The sequence below is a fragment of the Bacillus licheniformis DSM 13 = ATCC 14580 genome, from assembly GCF_000011645.1.
GTDB classification, from domain to species: Bacteria; Bacillota; Bacilli; order Bacillales; family Bacillaceae; genus Bacillus; species Bacillus licheniformis.
This window is the reverse complement of sequence record NC_006270.3, coordinates 1,604,392-1,621,582: the sequence shown is the minus strand read 5'-3', so window position 1 is coordinate 1,621,582 and position 17,191 is coordinate 1,604,392. Positions and strand designations below refer to the sequence as shown.

Genomic DNA, 17,191 nt, shown 5'->3' with positions numbered 1-17,191 from the left:
GATGTTATGGACAATAAAGGAGGTTTTGCCAATGAATTCGTTTACTGATAAACTGAGCAAATATGCAAAGCTTGTGGCCGAAGTCGGCGTAAACGTTCAAAAAGGACAGCAAGTCGTCATCAACGCGTCAACAGAAGTACGCGATTTTGCACGGCTCCTCGTCAAAAGCGCCTATCAAAGAGGGGCGAAAAACGTGACGGTCCGCTGGCAGGATGATGAGGTCACAAGGCTGAAATACGAGCTGGCTCCTGCGGAAGCCTTTGAAGAGTTCCCTGAATGGGAAGCAAAGGGGCTTGAGACGCTCGCCAAAGAAGGCGCTGCTTTTATTTCCATTGTCTCTTCAAGTCCTGATCTTTTGAAAGGCATCGATTCCAAAAAAATCTCCGCACAGCAGAAAGCCGCAGGAAAAGCGATGCATACATACAGGCAAATGATTCAATCGGATAAAGTCAGCTGGACTGTCGTCGCAGCGCCTTCGCCGGCCTGGGCGAAAAAAGTATTCCCTGAGGCAGATGAAGAGACAGCCGTGCAAAAGCTATGGAATGAGATTTTCAAAACGACCCGCGTTGACCGTGAAGATCCCGTTCAAGCGTGGAAAGATCACGATCAAACCTTGCGCGATAAAGTAAGCGTCTTAAACGACAAGCATTATCACGCCCTTCATTACCAAGCAAAGGGAACAGATTTGACGATCGAGCTTCCCGAGAAGCATCTGTGGGTCGGCGCCGGAAGCACAAACGAAAACGGCGTCGAGTTCATGGCCAATATGCCGACAGAGGAAGTATTCACTGCTCCGAAAAAAGACGGGGTGAACGGCACCGTTTCAAGCACGAAGCCGTTAAGCTATGGCGGCAATTTAATCGACGGCTTTACACTGACATTTAAAAACGGACGGATTACGGATGTCAAAGCTGGACAAGGCGAAGAAATTTTAAAAGAGCTGATCGAAACGGATGAGGGTTCACACTACTTAGGCGAAATTGCGCTTGTTGCCCACGATTCGCCGATTTCCAAGTCCAATATTCTGTTTTACAACACACTGTTTGATGAAAATGCCTCAAACCACCTCGCGATCGGCAGTGCATACGCATTCAACATCGAAGGCGGAAAACAGATGTCGCGCGAGGAGCTGGCGAAAGAAGGATTAAACGAAAGCATCACACATGTTGACTTTATGATCGGTTCAGGAGAAATGAATATAGACGGAATCACTGCTGACGGAAAAAGAGAGCCGATATTCAGAAACGGCAACTGGGCGATATAAAGCCTTCCGCAAAAAAAGACCTCAGAAAACTTCTGAGGTCCTTTTATATCGTGTCCGCATGCCGCCCGCAATCCTAAACTTCCCTGTACATGCATGGCGGCTGTAACAGCTGAAAATCAGGTCCATGCTCCGCCGCCTCATCGCTTGGGCAAACTGCTTAAATGTTCATGCTTCAGTTTCCAGCGTCCTGACTCGTCCTTTACAAATACGTTTGTCGCACGGCCTGCCCCTTGAACCGGTTCGCCCCTATATAACCCTTTCCATTCGTATGTATAAAGACAGACGGCCTGTTCGTCCGTTTCCGTGATCCAGCTGACATGACCGGCGCTGTATACTTCATTTTCGATTTGCTTCCAGGCGTTTTCAAAATAACGCTGAATCTCCTCAAAGCCCGAGCACGTTTGATCCGAAAACCAGTACACAGCGCCGGGGTCAAGGAGGGCTTTGACATTCTCAAACTCATGTGTGTTTGTTGCTTGAATATATTGCTCAAGAGCCTTTCGGCATGACACAGCAACCATCTCCTTTTTATAAAAAAAAACCCGCTTTTTAAGGCGGGTTTTCTATCATTACGCGTAAAGTTCAGCAAGCTTGTCCTGAACCGTTTTGTCTTCCAAAAACTCGTCGTAGCTCATTTGTTTATCGACGATTCCGTTTGGCGTGATCTCGATGATCCGGTTGGCGATTGTTTGGACAAACTGATGGTCATGAGATGTAAACAGCATGGCGCCTTTAAAGCTGATTAAACCGTTATTCAGCGCTGTAATGGACTCGAGGTCCAAATGGTTTGTCGGCTCATCAAGCATCAGCACATTGGCGCCGGACAGCATCATTTTCGACAGCATGCAGCGGACTTTTTCTCCCCCTGACAAAACGCTTGCTTTTTTCAGCACTTCTTCTCCGGAGAACAGCATCCGGCCTAAAAATCCGCGCAGGAAGCTTTCACTTTGGTCATGCGGCGAAAATTGGCGGAGCCAGTCGACAAGGTTTAAATCGCTGTTTTCAAAATACTCGCTGTTGTCTTTCGGGAAAAACGCTTGGGATGTAGTGACGCCCCATTTAAACGATCCGCTGTCAGGCTCCATTTCCCCGGCAAGGATTTTAAAGAGCGTTGTAGCGGCTAGCTCGTTCCGGCCTGTAAAGGCGATTTTATCCTCTTTATTCATCATAAAGCTGACAGAGTCAAGCACCTTGACGCCGTCGATCGTTTTCGACAGGTCTTTGACAACAAGCACATCGTTTCCAATTTCGCGTTCAGGTGCGAAATGTACATACGGATACTTGCGAGATGAAGGCTTAATATCGTCAAGCGTAATTTTTTCAAGCAGTTTTTTTCTCGATGTCGCCTGCTTCGATTTTGAGGCGTTGGCGCTGAATCTGGCGACGAACTCTTGGAGCTGTTTGATCTGCTCCTCTTTTTTCTTATTGGCTTCCTGAGCCATTTTAAGCGCAAGCTGGCTTGATTCATACCAGAAATCATAGTTTCCGACATAAATTTGAATCTTGTTAAAATCCAGGTCGGCAATATGCGTACATACTTTATTTAAAAAGTGGCGGTCATGCGATACGACGATAACCGTATTCTCAAAATTGATTAAAAACTCTTCTAGCCATTGGATCGCCTGAATATCCAAGTGGTTGGTCGGCTCATCGAGAAGAAGGACGTCGGGTTTTCCGAACAGGGCCTGTGCAAGAAGGACCTTCACCTTTTCAGAGCCGCCCAAATCTGCCATTTTCTTCGTATGAAGTTCTTCAGGAATGCCGAGTCCTTTTAATAAGATCGCGGCTTCCCCTTCGGCTTCCCAGCCGTTCAGCTCGGCGAATTCGCCTTCAAGCTCCGCGGCGCGGATTCCGTCTTCATCTGAAAAATCAGGTTTCATGTAAATCGCGTCTTTTTCCTGCATGACTTCATAAAGTCGTCTATGTCCCATGATCACGACTTTCAACACTTCATGCTCTTCATACTCAAAGTGGTTCTGCTTCAGGACGGCAAGACGTTCGCCAGGACTCATATGGACTTCGCCTGTCTGAGGCTCAATTTCGCCAGACAATATTTTTAAAAAAGTGGACTTTCCGGCGCCGTTTGCTCCGATCAATCCGTAGCAGTTTCCGGGCGCAAACTTAATATTTACATCTTCAAACAGCTTCTGGTCTGCAAACCGCAAGCTGACATTTTGAACAGCTATCATTTAATATCCTCCATCTATACTTCATTAAAATGAGTATAACACGAAAATTCCGCAAGAGAAATGCTTTGCTTTTTTACGATAAAGTTTGAAAGAAAAATATATCAAAAAAACGCTTATTTCCACTTTCTTTGTGACAATATGTTACAATTAATGAAGAATGGGGGAAGGAATAATGAAATTGAAAGATGACCCTGATATCATCAGATGGATTAATTCGAGGCCGCGCCAAGCGCTTTTCGCGTCAGTGGCCATGGTGATTTCTACGATGTCTATCGGGCTTTTCAAAGGGTTTGATATGTGGACCGCTGACTTTTTTATATTTTCCTGTCTGCTGATCGGCTTCGGCCTCCTTGTGGGATGGCTCCAAAAGATATATTATAAAAAGGTGATATTTGAAGAAAACTCGGATCGTTAGACGGAGGAAACCATGAAGCTTATCACTTTGACGGAATACTGCATGTTTATTTTTTTTGCAGGGGTCTATCTTGCCATAACCGGCTTTACAGCACGGGATCTGGGGCTTTACATCGGGATTGCCATGATTTACGTGTTCGTTCATATCGCGGCGAAACGAATGCTGTCAAAACGGGGAAAAGAAGCCGCGGAAATCAGAATCTTGTACAGCGTTCTTCTGATTATGGCCTCTGTGTTCGTTACCGTACTGTTTATCGCAGTGCTGGCATCATTATCCGCATAAATCAAGCAAAAATGCCTGATTGTCCAAATGGACATCAGGCATTTTTCAGTCTGTTTTTCGGATTTCGTTAAACGGGAAAAACACAAATTGCGAAGTTCCGGCCACTCGTTTTTTATCAATCAGTCCGAGGCCGTTCCGGCTGTCCATTGACCTCTGGCGATTGTCTCCCATCACGAAATACTTGCCTTCGGGAACCTTCACAGGGCCAAAGTCGCCCGTCAGCTTGACGCCGACTGCTTCCGCCTCTTTTCTGTTTTCCGAAAGATACGGCTCCGACACCTTCTTCCCGTTTATGTACAGCGTGTCATCTTTCATTTGCACGGTATCTCCCGGCAGGCCGATCAAGCGCTTTACATAATGGACATTCTTTTCGTCGCCGTCGATAATGACGATATCTCCCCGCTTAAATTCGCCTACGTATCTAACCGTTTTATAGACGAACAGCCGCTCTCCGTCGTGCAGCGTCGGGTCCATCGACGTACCTTCCACTAAATACGGTTCGAATAAAAATGCCCTGATCAATAACGCCAGAACGACTGCAATAATAATGGCTTTTACCCATTCAAAGAGAGAGTTTTTCTTATTGGTGGATTTTTCTTCAGTCAAAACGCTTCCTCCTAAAAACAGTCTGTCACAGCATACATGCCAAAATAAAAGCTTTCCTATACTTTATCACAAGTTCCCGCTGAATACATAATCCCCGCGCTCACTTCCGGCAAAAACAGTAAAAAAGAAAGTGCCACGAGAGGGATTACTGTGGCACTTTCAGCACTTATTTTTCAGTTGGAACCGGCTTTTTCAAAACGCCGAGAATCAAAGCTGTCACAACCGCACCGATCAAGATGCTGAGGAGATACAGCAGCGCATGATTCGTCGTAAAGAAGAGAACGAATATTCCGCCATGCGGCGCTTGCAGTGTGACATGGAAAAATTGAGACAGACCGCCGGCAACTGCTGACCCGATGATACAAGCAGGAATGACGCGTGCCGGATCTGCTGCCGCAAAAGGAATCGCACCTTCAGTAATAAATGACAAGCCCATCACGTAGTTGGTAATTCCGGCTTCGCGATCCCGTTTTGAGAATTTATTTTTAAAGAAAGTCGTTGCAAGGGCAATTCCAAGCGGAGGCACCATACCGCCTGCCATGATGGCTGCGTGAGGCCCAAAGTTTCCAGCTTCAATCATTGCGATACCGAATGTAAAGGCCGCTTTGTTGATCGGACCGCCCATATCAATCGCCATCATACCGCCTAAAACAATACCCATTACGACAAGGTTTCCTGTTCCAAGACCTTCAAGCCAATGTGTCATGCCGTCCATAATGTACTTGACAGGCGTATTGACAACATATTGCATAATGATTCCGGTCAAGAATATTCCAAACAGCGGGTAGAGCAGCACAGGTTTTAAACCGTCAAGCACTTGCGGCAGACCAGCGAACACTTTTTTCAACAGGACAACAATATAACCAGCTAAGAAACCGGCAATCAGGCCGCCTAAGAAACCTGCGCCAGCTTGTGTCGCCATGAAACCGCCGACCATACCAGGCGCAAATCCCGGACGATCTGCAATGCTCATCGCGATAAATCCGGCCAATACAGCGACAATTAATCCAAGTGCATTCGTTCCGCCAATATTATTTAATACAGCAGCGAACTCATTATAAGTCGGATCTCCCGGCTTGGTCGCGTTAATTCCCCAGAAGAACGAAATCGCAACTAAGATCCCGCCCCCGACGACGAACGGCAGCATGTTGCTGACACCGCTCATCAAGTGTTTGTAGAAACCGCCGCCTTTTCCTTTGGCAGCTCCGTCTTCAGAAGCGGTTGCACCGCCGCCTTTACCCTGATAGATAGGCGCGTCTTGTTTCAGCGCCTGCTCAATCAGCTCTTGCGGACGTCTGATACCTGCTGTTACAGGTACTTCAATGACATGCTTGCCTTGAAAGCGTTCCATTTCAACCTGCTTGTCGGCGGCGACAATGATCGCAACGGCATCTTCGATTTCCTGGGCCGTCAGACCATTTTTAATACCGCTTGAACCGTTCGTTTCAACTTTGATATCAACCCCAAGCTCTTTCGCTTTTTCTTTCAAAGCATCCGCAGCCATGAACGTGTGGGCGATCCCTGTCGGGCATGCTGTAACCGCAAGGATTTTTCCTTTTGCTGATGGTGCAGGAGCCTCTTCGGCCTGCTCTTCTTCTTCATCATCATCTTTATCATGCTGATTGATGATGTCGATGATTTCGTCTTCAGATGAAGCTTCAAGCAGCTGTTTGCGAATCTCCTCCCTCATAAGCAAAGTCGACAGTCTTGACAATGCTTCGAGGTGAGTGTTATTTGCACCGTCTGTAGCGGCGATCATGAAAACGAGATGGCTTGGCTGGCCGTCAAGGGATTCATAATCGACGCCGCCTTTTGAACGGCCGAACGCGATCGCAGGCTCTTTGACGCTTGCCGTTTTCGCATGCGGGATGGCGATGCCTTCGCCGATACCGGTAGAGCTTTGTTTCTCGCGGTTGATCACAGCTTCTTTGTAGCCTTCTTTATCATTCAACTTGCCAGCCTGATCCAAAACGCTGACGAGTTCTTCGATAACGTTTTCTTTCTGGCTGCTCTCAAGGTTTAACTTGATCGTATGCTTTGTTAGTAGCTCAGTTATTTTCATAACCTTTCCTCCTTTATATCGCTTTGACTTGAACTTCCGGAAGCAGCTTGTGAACGAGCTCTTCCGTTCCCAGCTCCTCTGAAAAGGCAGTTGCGCTTCCTGAAGCGACTCCTAAGCGAAAAGCTTCTTTGATGCCAAGCTGTTTTTCAATGCCTGCGAGAAAGCCTGCAACCACTGAATCCCCCGCACCGACTGAGTTTACGAGCTTTCCTTTAGGTACGTTGGCATGGTAGACACCGTCTTTTGTACATAAAAGTGCGCCTTCTCCAGCCATGGAAACGATCGCGTTTTCAGCCCCGCGTTCAACGAGTTTCTTTCCGTAAGGCACCGCTTCTTCGGCCGAGGTGATAGTTGTTCCAAACATTTCTCCGAGCTCGTGATGGTTCGGTTTCATTAAAAGCGGCTTCATTTCTGCTGCTTTTAAAAGGGCCTCACCCGAAATATCAACGACAACCCGGACATTTTGCTCTTTGCATTTTTCCGCAATCTTTTCATATGTGTCCTGCGGCAATGATGAAGGAATGCTGCCCGCCAGTACAACAATGTCCCCTTCTTTCATCGCTGAAAACTGGTCTAAAAAGGCCGCGAAATCTTCTTCGCTGATGACCGGCCCCTGCCCGTTGATTTCCGTCTCATCCCCGGTCTTCAATTTGACATTGATGCGCGTGTCGCCATTCACCTCATGAAAAGCCGTTTCAAGCTTCTCTTCTTCGAGAAATGATTTGATATATCCCCCGGTAAAACCGCCGATAAAACCGAGAACTTTTGAAGGTACATGGTGTCTGTTCAGTACGCGTGAGACATTGATTCCTTTGCCTCCGGGATATTTCGTGTCATAGACTGAACGATTCAGCCCGCCTACAGAAAATTCTTCAACGTGAACAATATAGTCGACCGATGGGTTGAGAGTTACAGTGTATATCATGTTTTCACTACCTTTACGACAGTTTTTTCTTGATAGTTATCAAATGAATGTTTTGCAGATCCTGCTGTAATGATAGTTGCTTCGTCTAAACCGGCAAAGGCAGAAAATGAAATTTCCCCAAACTTGGAAACGTCAGCTAAAATAAATGCTTTTTTCGCCTGGTTGACAGCTTTTGTTTTCAAAAGCGCTTCTTCAGGATCCGGAGTCGTGAACCCCGCTTCCTTATGAATGCCGTTGACGCCGATGAAGCTTTTGTCAAACCGGTATTGGCTGATGGCTGATAAAGCCGAACCGCCTACGATCGCTCCGGTTTTATACTTCACATACCCGCCTAATAAATAAAAAGTAATGCCTTTTTTACCTAGTGCCTCAATGTGCATGACTCCATTTGTAACCACGATAATATCCATCTCTGGATTGATAAAATCGATCATTTGCAATGTGGTCGTTCCGGCATCAAGGTAAATACAATCGCCTTCTTCAAGAAGTGAGGCCGCTTCTTGAGCGATTTTTCGCTTTTCATGAAGGTTTTTGGATGATTTCTCTAGCATGTCAGGCTCCGTACGAATATCGGAAAGCCTTGATGCCCCTCCATGAACACGCTTTAAATATCCGCGGGCTTCCAGCGTCGACAAATCTCTTCTGATCGTTGACTCAGATGCGTTCGTTAAATTCATTAAGTACTGGATTTTCACGACATCATGCTTTTCAATCTCGTCAATAATCAGCTGATGCCGTTCGGGAGTCAACACATTATCACCCCTTTTGGAAACGCCTTCATTAAGCTTACAATTTCATTGTAAACGCTTTTTCGACATAACTCAACAAAAATCTTTCAAATTCATTCAATAACCATCAAAATCTTTCACATTTTAAAATATTAACGTGATATGTACCGTTTGTAAACTGTATAAACTATAAAAATCCGCAAAAATATGTGACATTATTATTATCTATTCCTTCAAACATCATTCAGGTCACAGGATAAAACCCCATGCTCACCGCATGAGGTTTTACAGCAAATCTGTATCCTGTTTCCGATTACTGAATATTTTCTATAAATTGATATAGTAAGACAGGCCGCAACATGGATATAAATATAATTGAAATGCCGATCCATCGTTCTCCGGCTGCTGATGCATATTCCAAGTAGATTTAATAGAGGCTTCTCGGCCGGAATGTAGCCACCAAGCACCAAGCATCCCTTTATATAGGCATGTTTAACCGGAACATCCATACACCATATGCCTGATCAAATTTGCTTTTCCATAAAAAAACCGCCTGCTCAGGCGGTTTCAATATTGTCGATAGTCTGACGTACTGGCATGGACCATTCGTGCATTTGGGTTTTTCCTGCAACTGCTTCAAGTTTCTCAACCATCTTACTCATACCTCAATGCATCAATCGGATGAAGGCGGGCCGCTTTATTGGCCGGGATGAGTCCAAAGATAATCCCGATCGCCATGCTGAACAGGACGCCTCCGAGGACCACCTGCCAGGAAACGAGCGGCGGCCACCCGGCAAAAAACGATACGAGGGCTGCACCGCCGTATCCAAGGCCGATGCCAAACACCCCGCCGATCAGTGTAATTAAAGACGATTCTATTAAAAATTGCATCAGAATCTGGCCTCTTGTTGCACCAAGCGATTTTCGAATCCCGATTTCCCTCGTCCGTTCAGTGACCGACACCAGCATAATATTCATGACGCCGATCCCCCCAACGAGTAAAGAAATGCCTGCAATTGAACCGATGAACATCGTCATAATTGTTGTAATCTGGCTGATTCCGGCCGCTATGGCCTCCATGTTCATCACTTCGTACGAGTCCGAAGTGCCGTGATTCTTGTTGACGGCCGCTGCAGCCCGCTTCCCGACGGCCTGCAGATCGTCGGCAGACTCAGCTTGAACGGAGACAGAGTCATAGTCGCTGATGCCGAAGGACGATTTTAACATTGAAAATGGAACATACATCTCATTCATCCCCAATGCAAGCAGCCCGGTTTCTTCTTTCAATACGCCGATGATTTCAACAGGCTGGCTATTTATCCATACGACACGGCCGAGAGGCGACTGCTGAGAAAACAGTTCTTCCGCAAGCTTCGGCGAAATAATGGCGACCCTGCTTCCAGCAAGGTAATCCTCTTCTGAAAATTCTCTTCCCTTTTCGATTTCCATCGAATTGATGCTGATATATCCGTCATTAATGCCGTTTACAGCGGCATCCGTATTTTCATCCCGGAAGCGGGCATTCATGGACTCGGTTGTTTTCGCAACGACATGTTTCACGCCTTCGAGTGACTTTAAGCTTCTGATGTCTTCTTCGGTGAAGCCGGCGTCTAAGTAGGCGTTCGGATTGGCGGTTAATTCTTCATTGCTGGGCTGATAATAGATTTCGACCGTGTTGCCGGGTCCGCTGATCGTCTGCTTGAGCATCTGCTCTCCTCCTTGCCCCGCTGCAACAACGACAATAACGGAGCCTACACCAATAATGATTCCAAGCATTGTTAAAATCGATCGCAGTTTATGGGAAAGGATGGAACTTAAAGCCATTCTCAAGTTTTCGATGAGATTCATTGCACCGTCCCCCTCCGCTCTGTTTCCGGCGAGACGATCACACCGTCCCTCACCATGATGGTCCGGCTTGTATAGTCCGCAATTTCAGGTTCGTGTGTGACGAGCACCACCGTCGTTCCTTCCTCATTCAATTCGGTGAATTGCTCCATGATGTCCCGGCTTGTTTTCGTATCGAGCGCTCCGGTCGGTTCATCAGCCAATATCAGTTTCGGTTCATTGACGATCGCTCTAGCGATGGCTACACGCTGTTTTTGCCCGCCGGAAAGCTCGTTCGGCATATGGCGCATTCTGTCCTTGAGCCCGACTTTTTCGAGCGCCCGTTCAGCCCGCTCCCGCCGCTCCTTTCTTGGAACGCCGCCGTAAATCATCGGAAGCTCCACATTTTTTATGGCATTCAAGCGCGGCAGAAGCTGAAACTGCTGAAAAACAAAACCGATTAAACGGTTTCTGACACCGGCAAGCTCCCTTTCGCCGTATGATGAAATATCCTCGCCGTCCAGCCTGTAAATACCCGATGTCGGGCGGTCAAGGCAGCCGATAATGTTCATGATCGTCGATTTTCCCGAACCGGACGGCCCCATGATGGACAGATATTCTCCCGGCTCGATTTTCATATCGATCTCCCTGAGAACATCAATGGTTTCTCCTCCGATTTGGTAGCTTTTTTTCACTTTGGAAAGCTCAATCATTGAAGCTTCACTTCCGTTCCGCTTTTCATATCCTCGGCCGGGTTTGCGATAACCGGGTCCTTGTTTGTCAGACCGCCGGTAATTTCAACGAGGCCGTCTGCTTTCTCACCGGTTTTGACATTGATCCGTTTTGCCTTGCCGTCTCTTACGGCAAACACGTATGATTGATCACCATCCTGCTTGACGGCATCTTCAGGAAGAGCCTGAACGATTCTTTTGTCCGTCTGGATTTTGAGAATCATGTTAAAGCCGGACTTTGCTTTAGGACGCTCCCCTTTTATTTTGACTTCAAACGGATATTGAACAGCTTGCTCCTTTGTTCCCGCAACACCTGCAGACGCCTCTTCTTTGGGAACCAATCCGACTTGTGATACCCTTCCACGCCACTCTTTATTTTGGATGACATCCGACGTGATGGTCACGTTCTGTCCCTTTTTCACTTTCAATGTGTCATACTCTGAGAGCACGCCTTTAACGACAAGCTTGTCCTCGTTACCTATATGTATAACCGGCTTTTGAATATCCGATTGCTTTGCAGCGGCTTGTTTGTCAACGGTAATAACCGTCCCGTCAATGCCGCTTTTCACTTGCAGCGCTGCCGATTTCTTCTCGAGCGTTTCCTTTTGCAGGTCGGCTTGTTTCAGTTCAAGCTGGAGCGATTTTTCTTCCATTTCAAGCTGTGACCGTTCTTCATCAATTTGCCTCTTGGCTTTTTCCGCTCCGAGCTCAGCCTTCAGCTCGTCTTCCTTGCTTTTTAGGCTGCTGATTTTTCGCTTAACCTGTTCAAGCTGGAGATCCTTCGATTGAATGGATAAAGCGTTTTGCTCCTTTTCCAGGCGAATTTCTTCATTTGTATAGGTGAAAAGCACATCTCCTTTTTTCACCTTATCGCCTTCTTTTACTTTGATGTCGGCAATTTCTCCTTTTTCAGGTTCAAAATATTCGTATTGTTCGTTTGCAAACTGAAGGGTCCCCGGAACCATGACTTCAGAAGAAATCTCTTTTTCTTCCAATTTCACGGTTTGAACCGCTTCTTCAGCCCCTCCGCTCGTTTGAACCGAGCGGTAGAGGTTGAGTCCGATAAAAAGCGCAGCAGCCCCAACAATGACGATGCCGATCCATATTTTTTTCATTTACATTGCTCCTTCAAATGAATCGAAGAAATTGATCGCCATACCGCCTATTAAAGCGAGCAGAATGGAGATCACAAATAAAATGATCACACCGGTCCAAGCCGCTTTTTTGGAGATGCCCCCAACCTTTTGGAGACCCAGGGCAACCAATGAGAGCGACCAGATCGTGAAAATATCAAATACACCCAATACCGATTTGAGCGGCTCGTCTGCCGGGATGATGCCGTTTAAAGACGTGACGACGATCGTGGGATCGATATTTGAATAATAGATCACTAGTCCGCCTATGAATTGTCCGATAGCCGCAATAAAATATGTAAAAACAGACAGCGAAAACATGTGAACAAAATTGGTTGTTCCTCTTCCGATTTTGACAATCAGCCAATAAATTAAAGCGCTGATCAGCAAGGCAATCACAAAGCCGAAGATCCCGCCGATGATGCCGATTCCCTTCATAGCAGCTTGAAATGCTTCAGCATCCGGCATTTCCGACAAATCGGTAGACAACGCCGTTTTTTCGCTGAGCATATACGCTCCCGCAACCGACAAGATTAAAACAATGACAAGCGGAAACCAGAAAGCCGGCTTTTCTCTCATTCTCTCGAACTGTTCTCCGGGCCGGGTAATCAATCCGAGCAATGATGGATTCTTTACTTTTTCAGTTTCTAAATTCGTTTCCATATGTATCCCCCTTAAAAAATGAATTACCAGTTTATACGCAGAATGTCCTAAAATGTTTCACAACTGTTCTCAAAAAAACGCCCCGGCCGCATTCTTAGAAGGTGCGGCCGCGGACGGTTTTAGTTTCGCTGAAACATTTGATACTGCGCTTTTACCAGCTCATAATACATTCCACGTTTCCCGATCAATTCCTGGTGATTTCCTTCTTCTATTTTCCGGCCGTGGTCAAGAACCAGGATTTTATCCGCATCCCTTATCGTTGAAAGCCTGTGAGCGATCATAATAGCCGTTCTGCCATGGAGCAGTGTTTTCAAGGCAGCCTGGATTTTGACTTCCGTTTCTGTGTCAATGCTTGCGGTTGCTTCATCAAGGATTAGAATACGAGGATCTGCCAGAAGCGCCCTCGCAAATGAAATGAGCTGCCGCTCACCTGCCGATAATACATTGCCGCGTTCTTCCACTTCTGTGGCGTATCCATTCGGAAGCGCTGAAATAAACGAATCGGCTCCGACAGCTTTTGCTGCTTCGATCACTTCTTCATCGGCGGCGTTCGGACGGCCAAAACGAATATTTTCCATAATCGTTCCGGAAAAAATAAACGTGTCCTGCAGCACGATGCTGATTTGCGAACGAAGATCGGAAAGCGAGATATCGGTAATCGGTATACCGTCCACTTTGACAGCCCCGCCTGTTGCATCGTAAAACCTGCTGATCAGATTTGCGATCGTCGTCTTCCCTGATCCTGTATGTCCGACAAGCGCAAGCGATGATCCCGCAGGTATCTCAAATGAAATGCTGTGCAGCGCCTTGCGGTTCCCGTCATAAGAAAATTCCACCTGTTCAAATTCGATCCGGCCTTTTAATTCTTTTATTTTGACCGCATCTTCCTTGTCTGCAACGCTCGGCTTTTCATCCAGAAATTCAAAGATCCGCTCTGACGAAGCCATCCCCATCAACAGCTGGTTGTAGACTTGGCCGAGCCTTGAAATCGGCTCCCAGAACATTCCGAGATAGAAGGCGAACGATACAAATACACCGATCGTGATCGTTTCATTGATGATCAAGCTTGAGCCGTACCAGATTAAAATGGCCGTCCCGACAGCGTTTGTCATTTCTACAAGCGGACGGAAAGTCGCATTTTTTTTCGTCGCTTCCCGCCAGGCTTCAAAGTTCTCACTGTTGACGCCTTCAAAATACATCATATTCTCTTTTTCCTGAGTAAATGCCTGAGTGACCCGGATGCCTTGAATGCTTTCGTTCAAATGGGAATTCAGCTTGGACTGCTTTAAGCGCACCTTTTGCCAGGATCGCCGGATTTTCCTTCTGAGATTAGTAGAAATGAAGAACATCACAGGCAGCGTCACCATAATGGCGATGGTCAGCTCAGGACTGAGCGAGAACAGAATGACGACAATTCCAAAAAGAAGCAAAATATCCATCAATAAATTGATGACTCCGCTCGTAAACAGTTCCTGCAAAGAATTGATGTCATTCATGATCCGGACAAGGATTGAACCTGCCGAACGCTCGTCGAAAAAGCGGTGCGACAGCCGCTGAACATGCGTAAACAAATGCTGTCTGAGATCATATATGACATGCTGGCCAAGCTTGTTCATCCAGCGGATTCTCAGCACATTGCTAACATAATTGACAAGATACAACCCACTGATGACGGAGATCAGAATCACAAGAAGATTCATATCCCGGCCTGCGATCGCTTGGTCGAGCGCATAGACGCCGATCAAAATCGGCACCGCCAGCCGGATCGCCGCCGAGATCATGACCGTTAAAAACGACAGCGGCAGCAAATTTTTTCGGTAGGGCTTTAAATATTTAAGCAGCCTCCACATCTGCGCCCAGTTAAAAGGCTTTTCAATGATTTGGTCTGAAGTATAAAAAAACCGGTTCATCAACGTTTGTTTTTTCGCCTGGTTTTCCATAGCAAGAGCCTCCTATCCTGCAAAATGCGGCTCATTCAACACATTTTGATCTTTATACTGCAAATCAAAAATCCGTTTGTATAAACCGTTTGCTTCCATTAATTGTTCGTGTGTCCCCCTTTCCTTGACTACGCCTTTATCGAGAACAAGGATTTCGTCGGCATGCTTTAAGGATGAGATTCTGTGAGCGATGATGAAAGTCGTCCGATCCCGCATCACTTCCCGCAATGCAAGTTGAATGCGGTGCTCCGTTTCCATGTCAACGGCACTCGTCGAATCATCCAGGATGAGAATGCCCGGGTTCATACAAATCGCTCTCGCAATCGCAATCCGCTGTTTTTGGCCACCGGACAGCCCGAGCCCCCTCTCGCCGAGCATCGTATCATATTGATTCGGAAGCTCCATGATAAAATCGTGAGCCTGGGCTCTTTTCGCGCTTTCGATAATCTCATCCATCGATGCATCAGGCTTTCCATACGATATATTTGACCTGATCGTTGAGGAAAATAAAAACGATTCCTGCGGAACGACGCCGATATTGGAGCGCAGCATCTTTAATGAGTAGTGTTCAAGCGGTTTGCCGTCGATCGTGATCCGGCCGGATGTCGGTTCATAAAAGCGGCTCAGCAGTTGAATGATGCTGCTCTTGCCTGACCCCGTCGCGCCGATTAACCCAATTGTTTTGCCGCGCTCAGCCTGAAAAGACACCCCATGCAATGCTTCCGCATTTTCTTTTGTATATTGAAGGGAAACATCGCTGAATGCGACATCGCCGTTCAGTCTGCCGCTTTTCACCGCCTGTTCGGTATCGGTGATTTCCTCCTCGGCATCAAGAATTTCCAGCAGCCGCTCTCCCGATGCTTTCGCTTGTGAAAACAGGTTGATGACATAACCGAGGTTCATGATCGGCCACATCAAGTAATTGACGAGACTGAAAAAAGCGACAAGCTCACCCGGTTTTAAGCTGTTCTGCATCACGAGCCAGCCGCCGAACGACAGCAGAGCCACGAGGCAGATATTGCCGATAAACTCCATCAGCGGAAAGAACTTCGACATGATAAACGAAGCGTTTAAATTTTTAGTTCGAAAATGGTCATTTGAATGAGTAAAGTTTTGAATCTCAAAATCTTCTTTTGATAAAGATTTAACGGTGTTCATGCCGCTGATATTTTCCTGAACCTTCGTATTTAAACGGGCGAATGATTTTCTTATGTTCCGAAAAGCGGGATGCACTTTTTTATCAAACCGGTAGACGGCCGCTCCTAAAAACGGCAGAGAAGCAATCGTAACCAGAGTCAGCGGCACAGAATAAGAAAACATGACAGACAGACTGAAAGTGACAAGCAGGATAAATCGAATCGCCTCAGCAAAGCCGAAAGATAAAAAGAATCTGATGCCTTCGACGTCCGCCGTAAGCCTTGACATTAAATCTCCCGTTTTAGCGCTGTCGTAATATTTGAACGGCAGACGCTGCAATTTCGCATACAGCTCTTTTCTTAACCGGTAGACAGAGCGAATTCCGAACATATCTCCGAGATACTGATGAAAAAAAGTGGCTGCGCCCTTCGCCGCCATGACAGCGATGAACCCGAGGCTGATCCATATGACCAAACCGTATTTTCCGCCGAGAATTACTTCATCAATTGTCATTTGCAGAATAATCGGATAAACAACGGTAATCGCCGTCATTAGAAGCATCGACGCAATCGACCATAAAAACATTTTTTTATAAGGCCAATAAAAATCTTTTAGTTTTTTAAGGGACTCCATTAGCACCAGCACCTTTCCAATTCATGTAAAACAAGGACACATCATCTAATATATCGGTTTACGAAATAAAATTCCACCGTTTTTAAAAAATTCAGTCTTATTATGGAGTTTTCCCCCTTCTTCGGTTTGAAATAAAGCCTGTTTAAAATGTGACAGCCGATAAAAAATAGTTTCTCGATGTCAAAGGAAATTTTTTGATGAATGAAGGAAGATGATGTAAAATAATAGAAAAAGTTATCAAACTATGAATGACGGAGTTGATTGCAATGTCGAAAAGAGAGGCTTTAAAAAAACGGCTTCTCCTCTTAGGTGAATTGGAACAAAAAATCTGGAAGGACTTCCGGAAAGAACGCGAAGGGATTTATGCAAGGTTGGGAGAACTTGACAGACAAATCCAGCGACATAGACGTTCCAATAAAGAGTATTATGCAGCACATTGCGTAGACATTATTAAACAGCAAAAAGGAGAAATTGTAACGACAAAAGAACTGAAAATGAAACTGAAGGAAAGAACCAATTTTAACGTTCACCGTATTAGTGAGCTTTATGACCTGATTCAAAAATTAGAACCAAACATTTCGAAAGAACGGCGCGGCTGTTTTCTTTATATAGAGAACGGTTCTAAAAAAAACGTCGGTCGGTGACAGGCTTATGCCTGA

General features: G+C 46.1%; 16 protein-coding genes. 4 read left to right on the top strand and 12 right to left on the bottom strand.

The window, feature by feature from the left end:
* Positions 1-31 precede the first annotated feature (31 nt).
* Complete coding sequence (locus TRNA_RS29740; protein WP_011197946.1) at positions 32-1,264, top strand: aminopeptidase; 1,233 nt, start codon at positions 32-34, stop codon at positions 1,262-1,264.
* 137 nt (positions 1,265-1,401) lie between these two features.
* Here TRNA_RS29740 and TRNA_RS29735 read toward each other — a convergent pair whose 3' ends face one another.
* Together TRNA_RS29735 and TRNA_RS29730 are read right to left on the bottom strand one after the other, a co-directional pair.
* Positions 1,402-1,776 (bottom strand): YybH family protein, encoded by a 375-nt coding sequence (locus TRNA_RS29735; protein WP_003181373.1) that lies wholly within the window; start codon positions 1,774-1,776, stop codon positions 1,402-1,404.
* A 57-nt stretch (positions 1,777-1,833) separates the two neighbouring features.
* Positions 1,834-3,453: an ABC-F family ATP-binding cassette domain-containing protein gene (locus tag TRNA_RS29730; protein WP_011197945.1), complete on the bottom strand. Its 1,620-nt coding sequence runs from the start codon at positions 3,451-3,453 to the stop codon at positions 1,834-1,836.
* A gap of 172 nt (positions 3,454-3,625) precedes the next feature.
* Between TRNA_RS29730 and TRNA_RS29725 the strand changes: the two genes are divergently transcribed.
* Both TRNA_RS29725 and TRNA_RS29720 read left to right on the top strand, forming a co-directional pair.
* Positions 3,626-3,868, top strand: a complete 243-nt coding sequence (locus TRNA_RS29725) for a hypothetical protein (protein ID WP_003181367.1) — start codon at positions 3,626-3,628, stop codon at positions 3,866-3,868.
* Between the two features lie 12 nt (positions 3,869-3,880).
* Complete coding sequence (locus TRNA_RS29720) at positions 3,881-4,150, top strand: hypothetical protein (RefSeq protein ID WP_003181365.1); 270 nt, start codon at positions 3,881-3,883, stop codon at positions 4,148-4,150.
* Positions 4,151-4,195: 45 nt separating this feature from the next.
* Here TRNA_RS29720 and lepB read toward each other — a convergent pair whose 3' ends face one another.
* The 10 genes from lepB to TRNA_RS29670 form a co-directional block, all read right to left on the bottom strand.
* A complete protein-coding gene (lepB, locus tag TRNA_RS29715) occupies positions 4,196-4,756 on the bottom strand; it encodes a signal peptidase I (protein ID WP_003181363.1) in 561 nt (186 codons plus the stop codon).
* A 166-nt stretch (positions 4,757-4,922) separates the two neighbouring features.
* Positions 4,923-6,818: a PTS fructose transporter subunit IIABC gene (locus TRNA_RS29710; RefSeq protein ID WP_009328577.1), complete on the bottom strand. Its 1,896-nt coding sequence runs from the start codon at positions 6,816-6,818 to the stop codon at positions 4,923-4,925.
* Between the two features lie 13 nt (positions 6,819-6,831).
* A complete protein-coding gene (pfkB, locus tag TRNA_RS29705) occupies positions 6,832-7,743 on the bottom strand; it encodes a 1-phosphofructokinase (protein WP_003181358.1) in 912 nt (303 codons plus the stop codon).
* Positions 7,740-8,495, bottom strand: a complete 756-nt coding sequence (locus tag TRNA_RS29700) for a DeoR/GlpR family DNA-binding transcription regulator (RefSeq protein WP_003181356.1) — start codon at positions 8,493-8,495, stop codon at positions 7,740-7,742. The genes pfkB and TRNA_RS29700 overlap by 4 nt, the downstream gene beginning before the upstream one ends.
* Before the next feature lie 630 nt (positions 8,496-9,125).
* Positions 9,126-10,319 (bottom strand): ABC transporter permease, encoded by a 1,194-nt coding sequence (locus TRNA_RS29695; protein ID WP_003181354.1) that lies wholly within the window; start codon positions 10,317-10,319, stop codon positions 9,126-9,128.
* Positions 10,316-11,008, bottom strand: coding sequence for an ABC transporter ATP-binding protein (locus tag TRNA_RS29690; RefSeq protein ID WP_003181352.1), 693 nt, complete (start codon positions 11,006-11,008; stop codon positions 10,316-10,318). Before TRNA_RS29690 ends, TRNA_RS29695 begins: the two co-directional genes overlap by 4 nt.
* A complete protein-coding gene (locus TRNA_RS29685; RefSeq protein WP_011197944.1) occupies positions 11,005-12,141 on the bottom strand; it encodes an efflux RND transporter periplasmic adaptor subunit in 1,137 nt (378 codons plus the stop codon). Before TRNA_RS29685 ends, TRNA_RS29690 begins: the two co-directional genes overlap by 4 nt.
* Complete coding sequence (locus TRNA_RS29680) at positions 12,142-12,822, bottom strand: Yip1 family protein (protein WP_009328579.1); 681 nt, start codon at positions 12,820-12,822, stop codon at positions 12,142-12,144.
* Positions 12,823-12,941: 119 nt separating this feature from the next.
* The gene (locus tag TRNA_RS29675) at positions 12,942-14,762 is read right to left on the bottom strand and encodes an ABC transporter ATP-binding protein (RefSeq protein WP_009328580.1); all 1,821 of its coding nucleotides are present in this window, start codon (positions 14,760-14,762) and stop codon (positions 12,942-12,944) included.
* Between the two features lie 12 nt (positions 14,763-14,774).
* Positions 14,775-16,532 carry an ABC transporter ATP-binding protein gene (locus TRNA_RS29670; protein ID WP_009328581.1) on the bottom strand — a complete coding sequence of 586 codons (1,758 nt, stop codon included), beginning with the start codon at positions 16,530-16,532 and terminating at the stop codon, positions 14,775-14,777.
* 266 nt (positions 16,533-16,798) lie between these two features.
* Here TRNA_RS29670 and TRNA_RS29665 point away from each other — a divergent pair, with 266 nt between their 5' ends.
* Positions 16,799-17,176: a hypothetical protein gene (locus tag TRNA_RS29665; RefSeq protein ID WP_003181342.1), complete on the top strand. Its 378-nt coding sequence runs from the start codon at positions 16,799-16,801 to the stop codon at positions 17,174-17,176.
* The last annotated feature ends 15 nt before the right edge of the window (positions 17,177-17,191 follow it).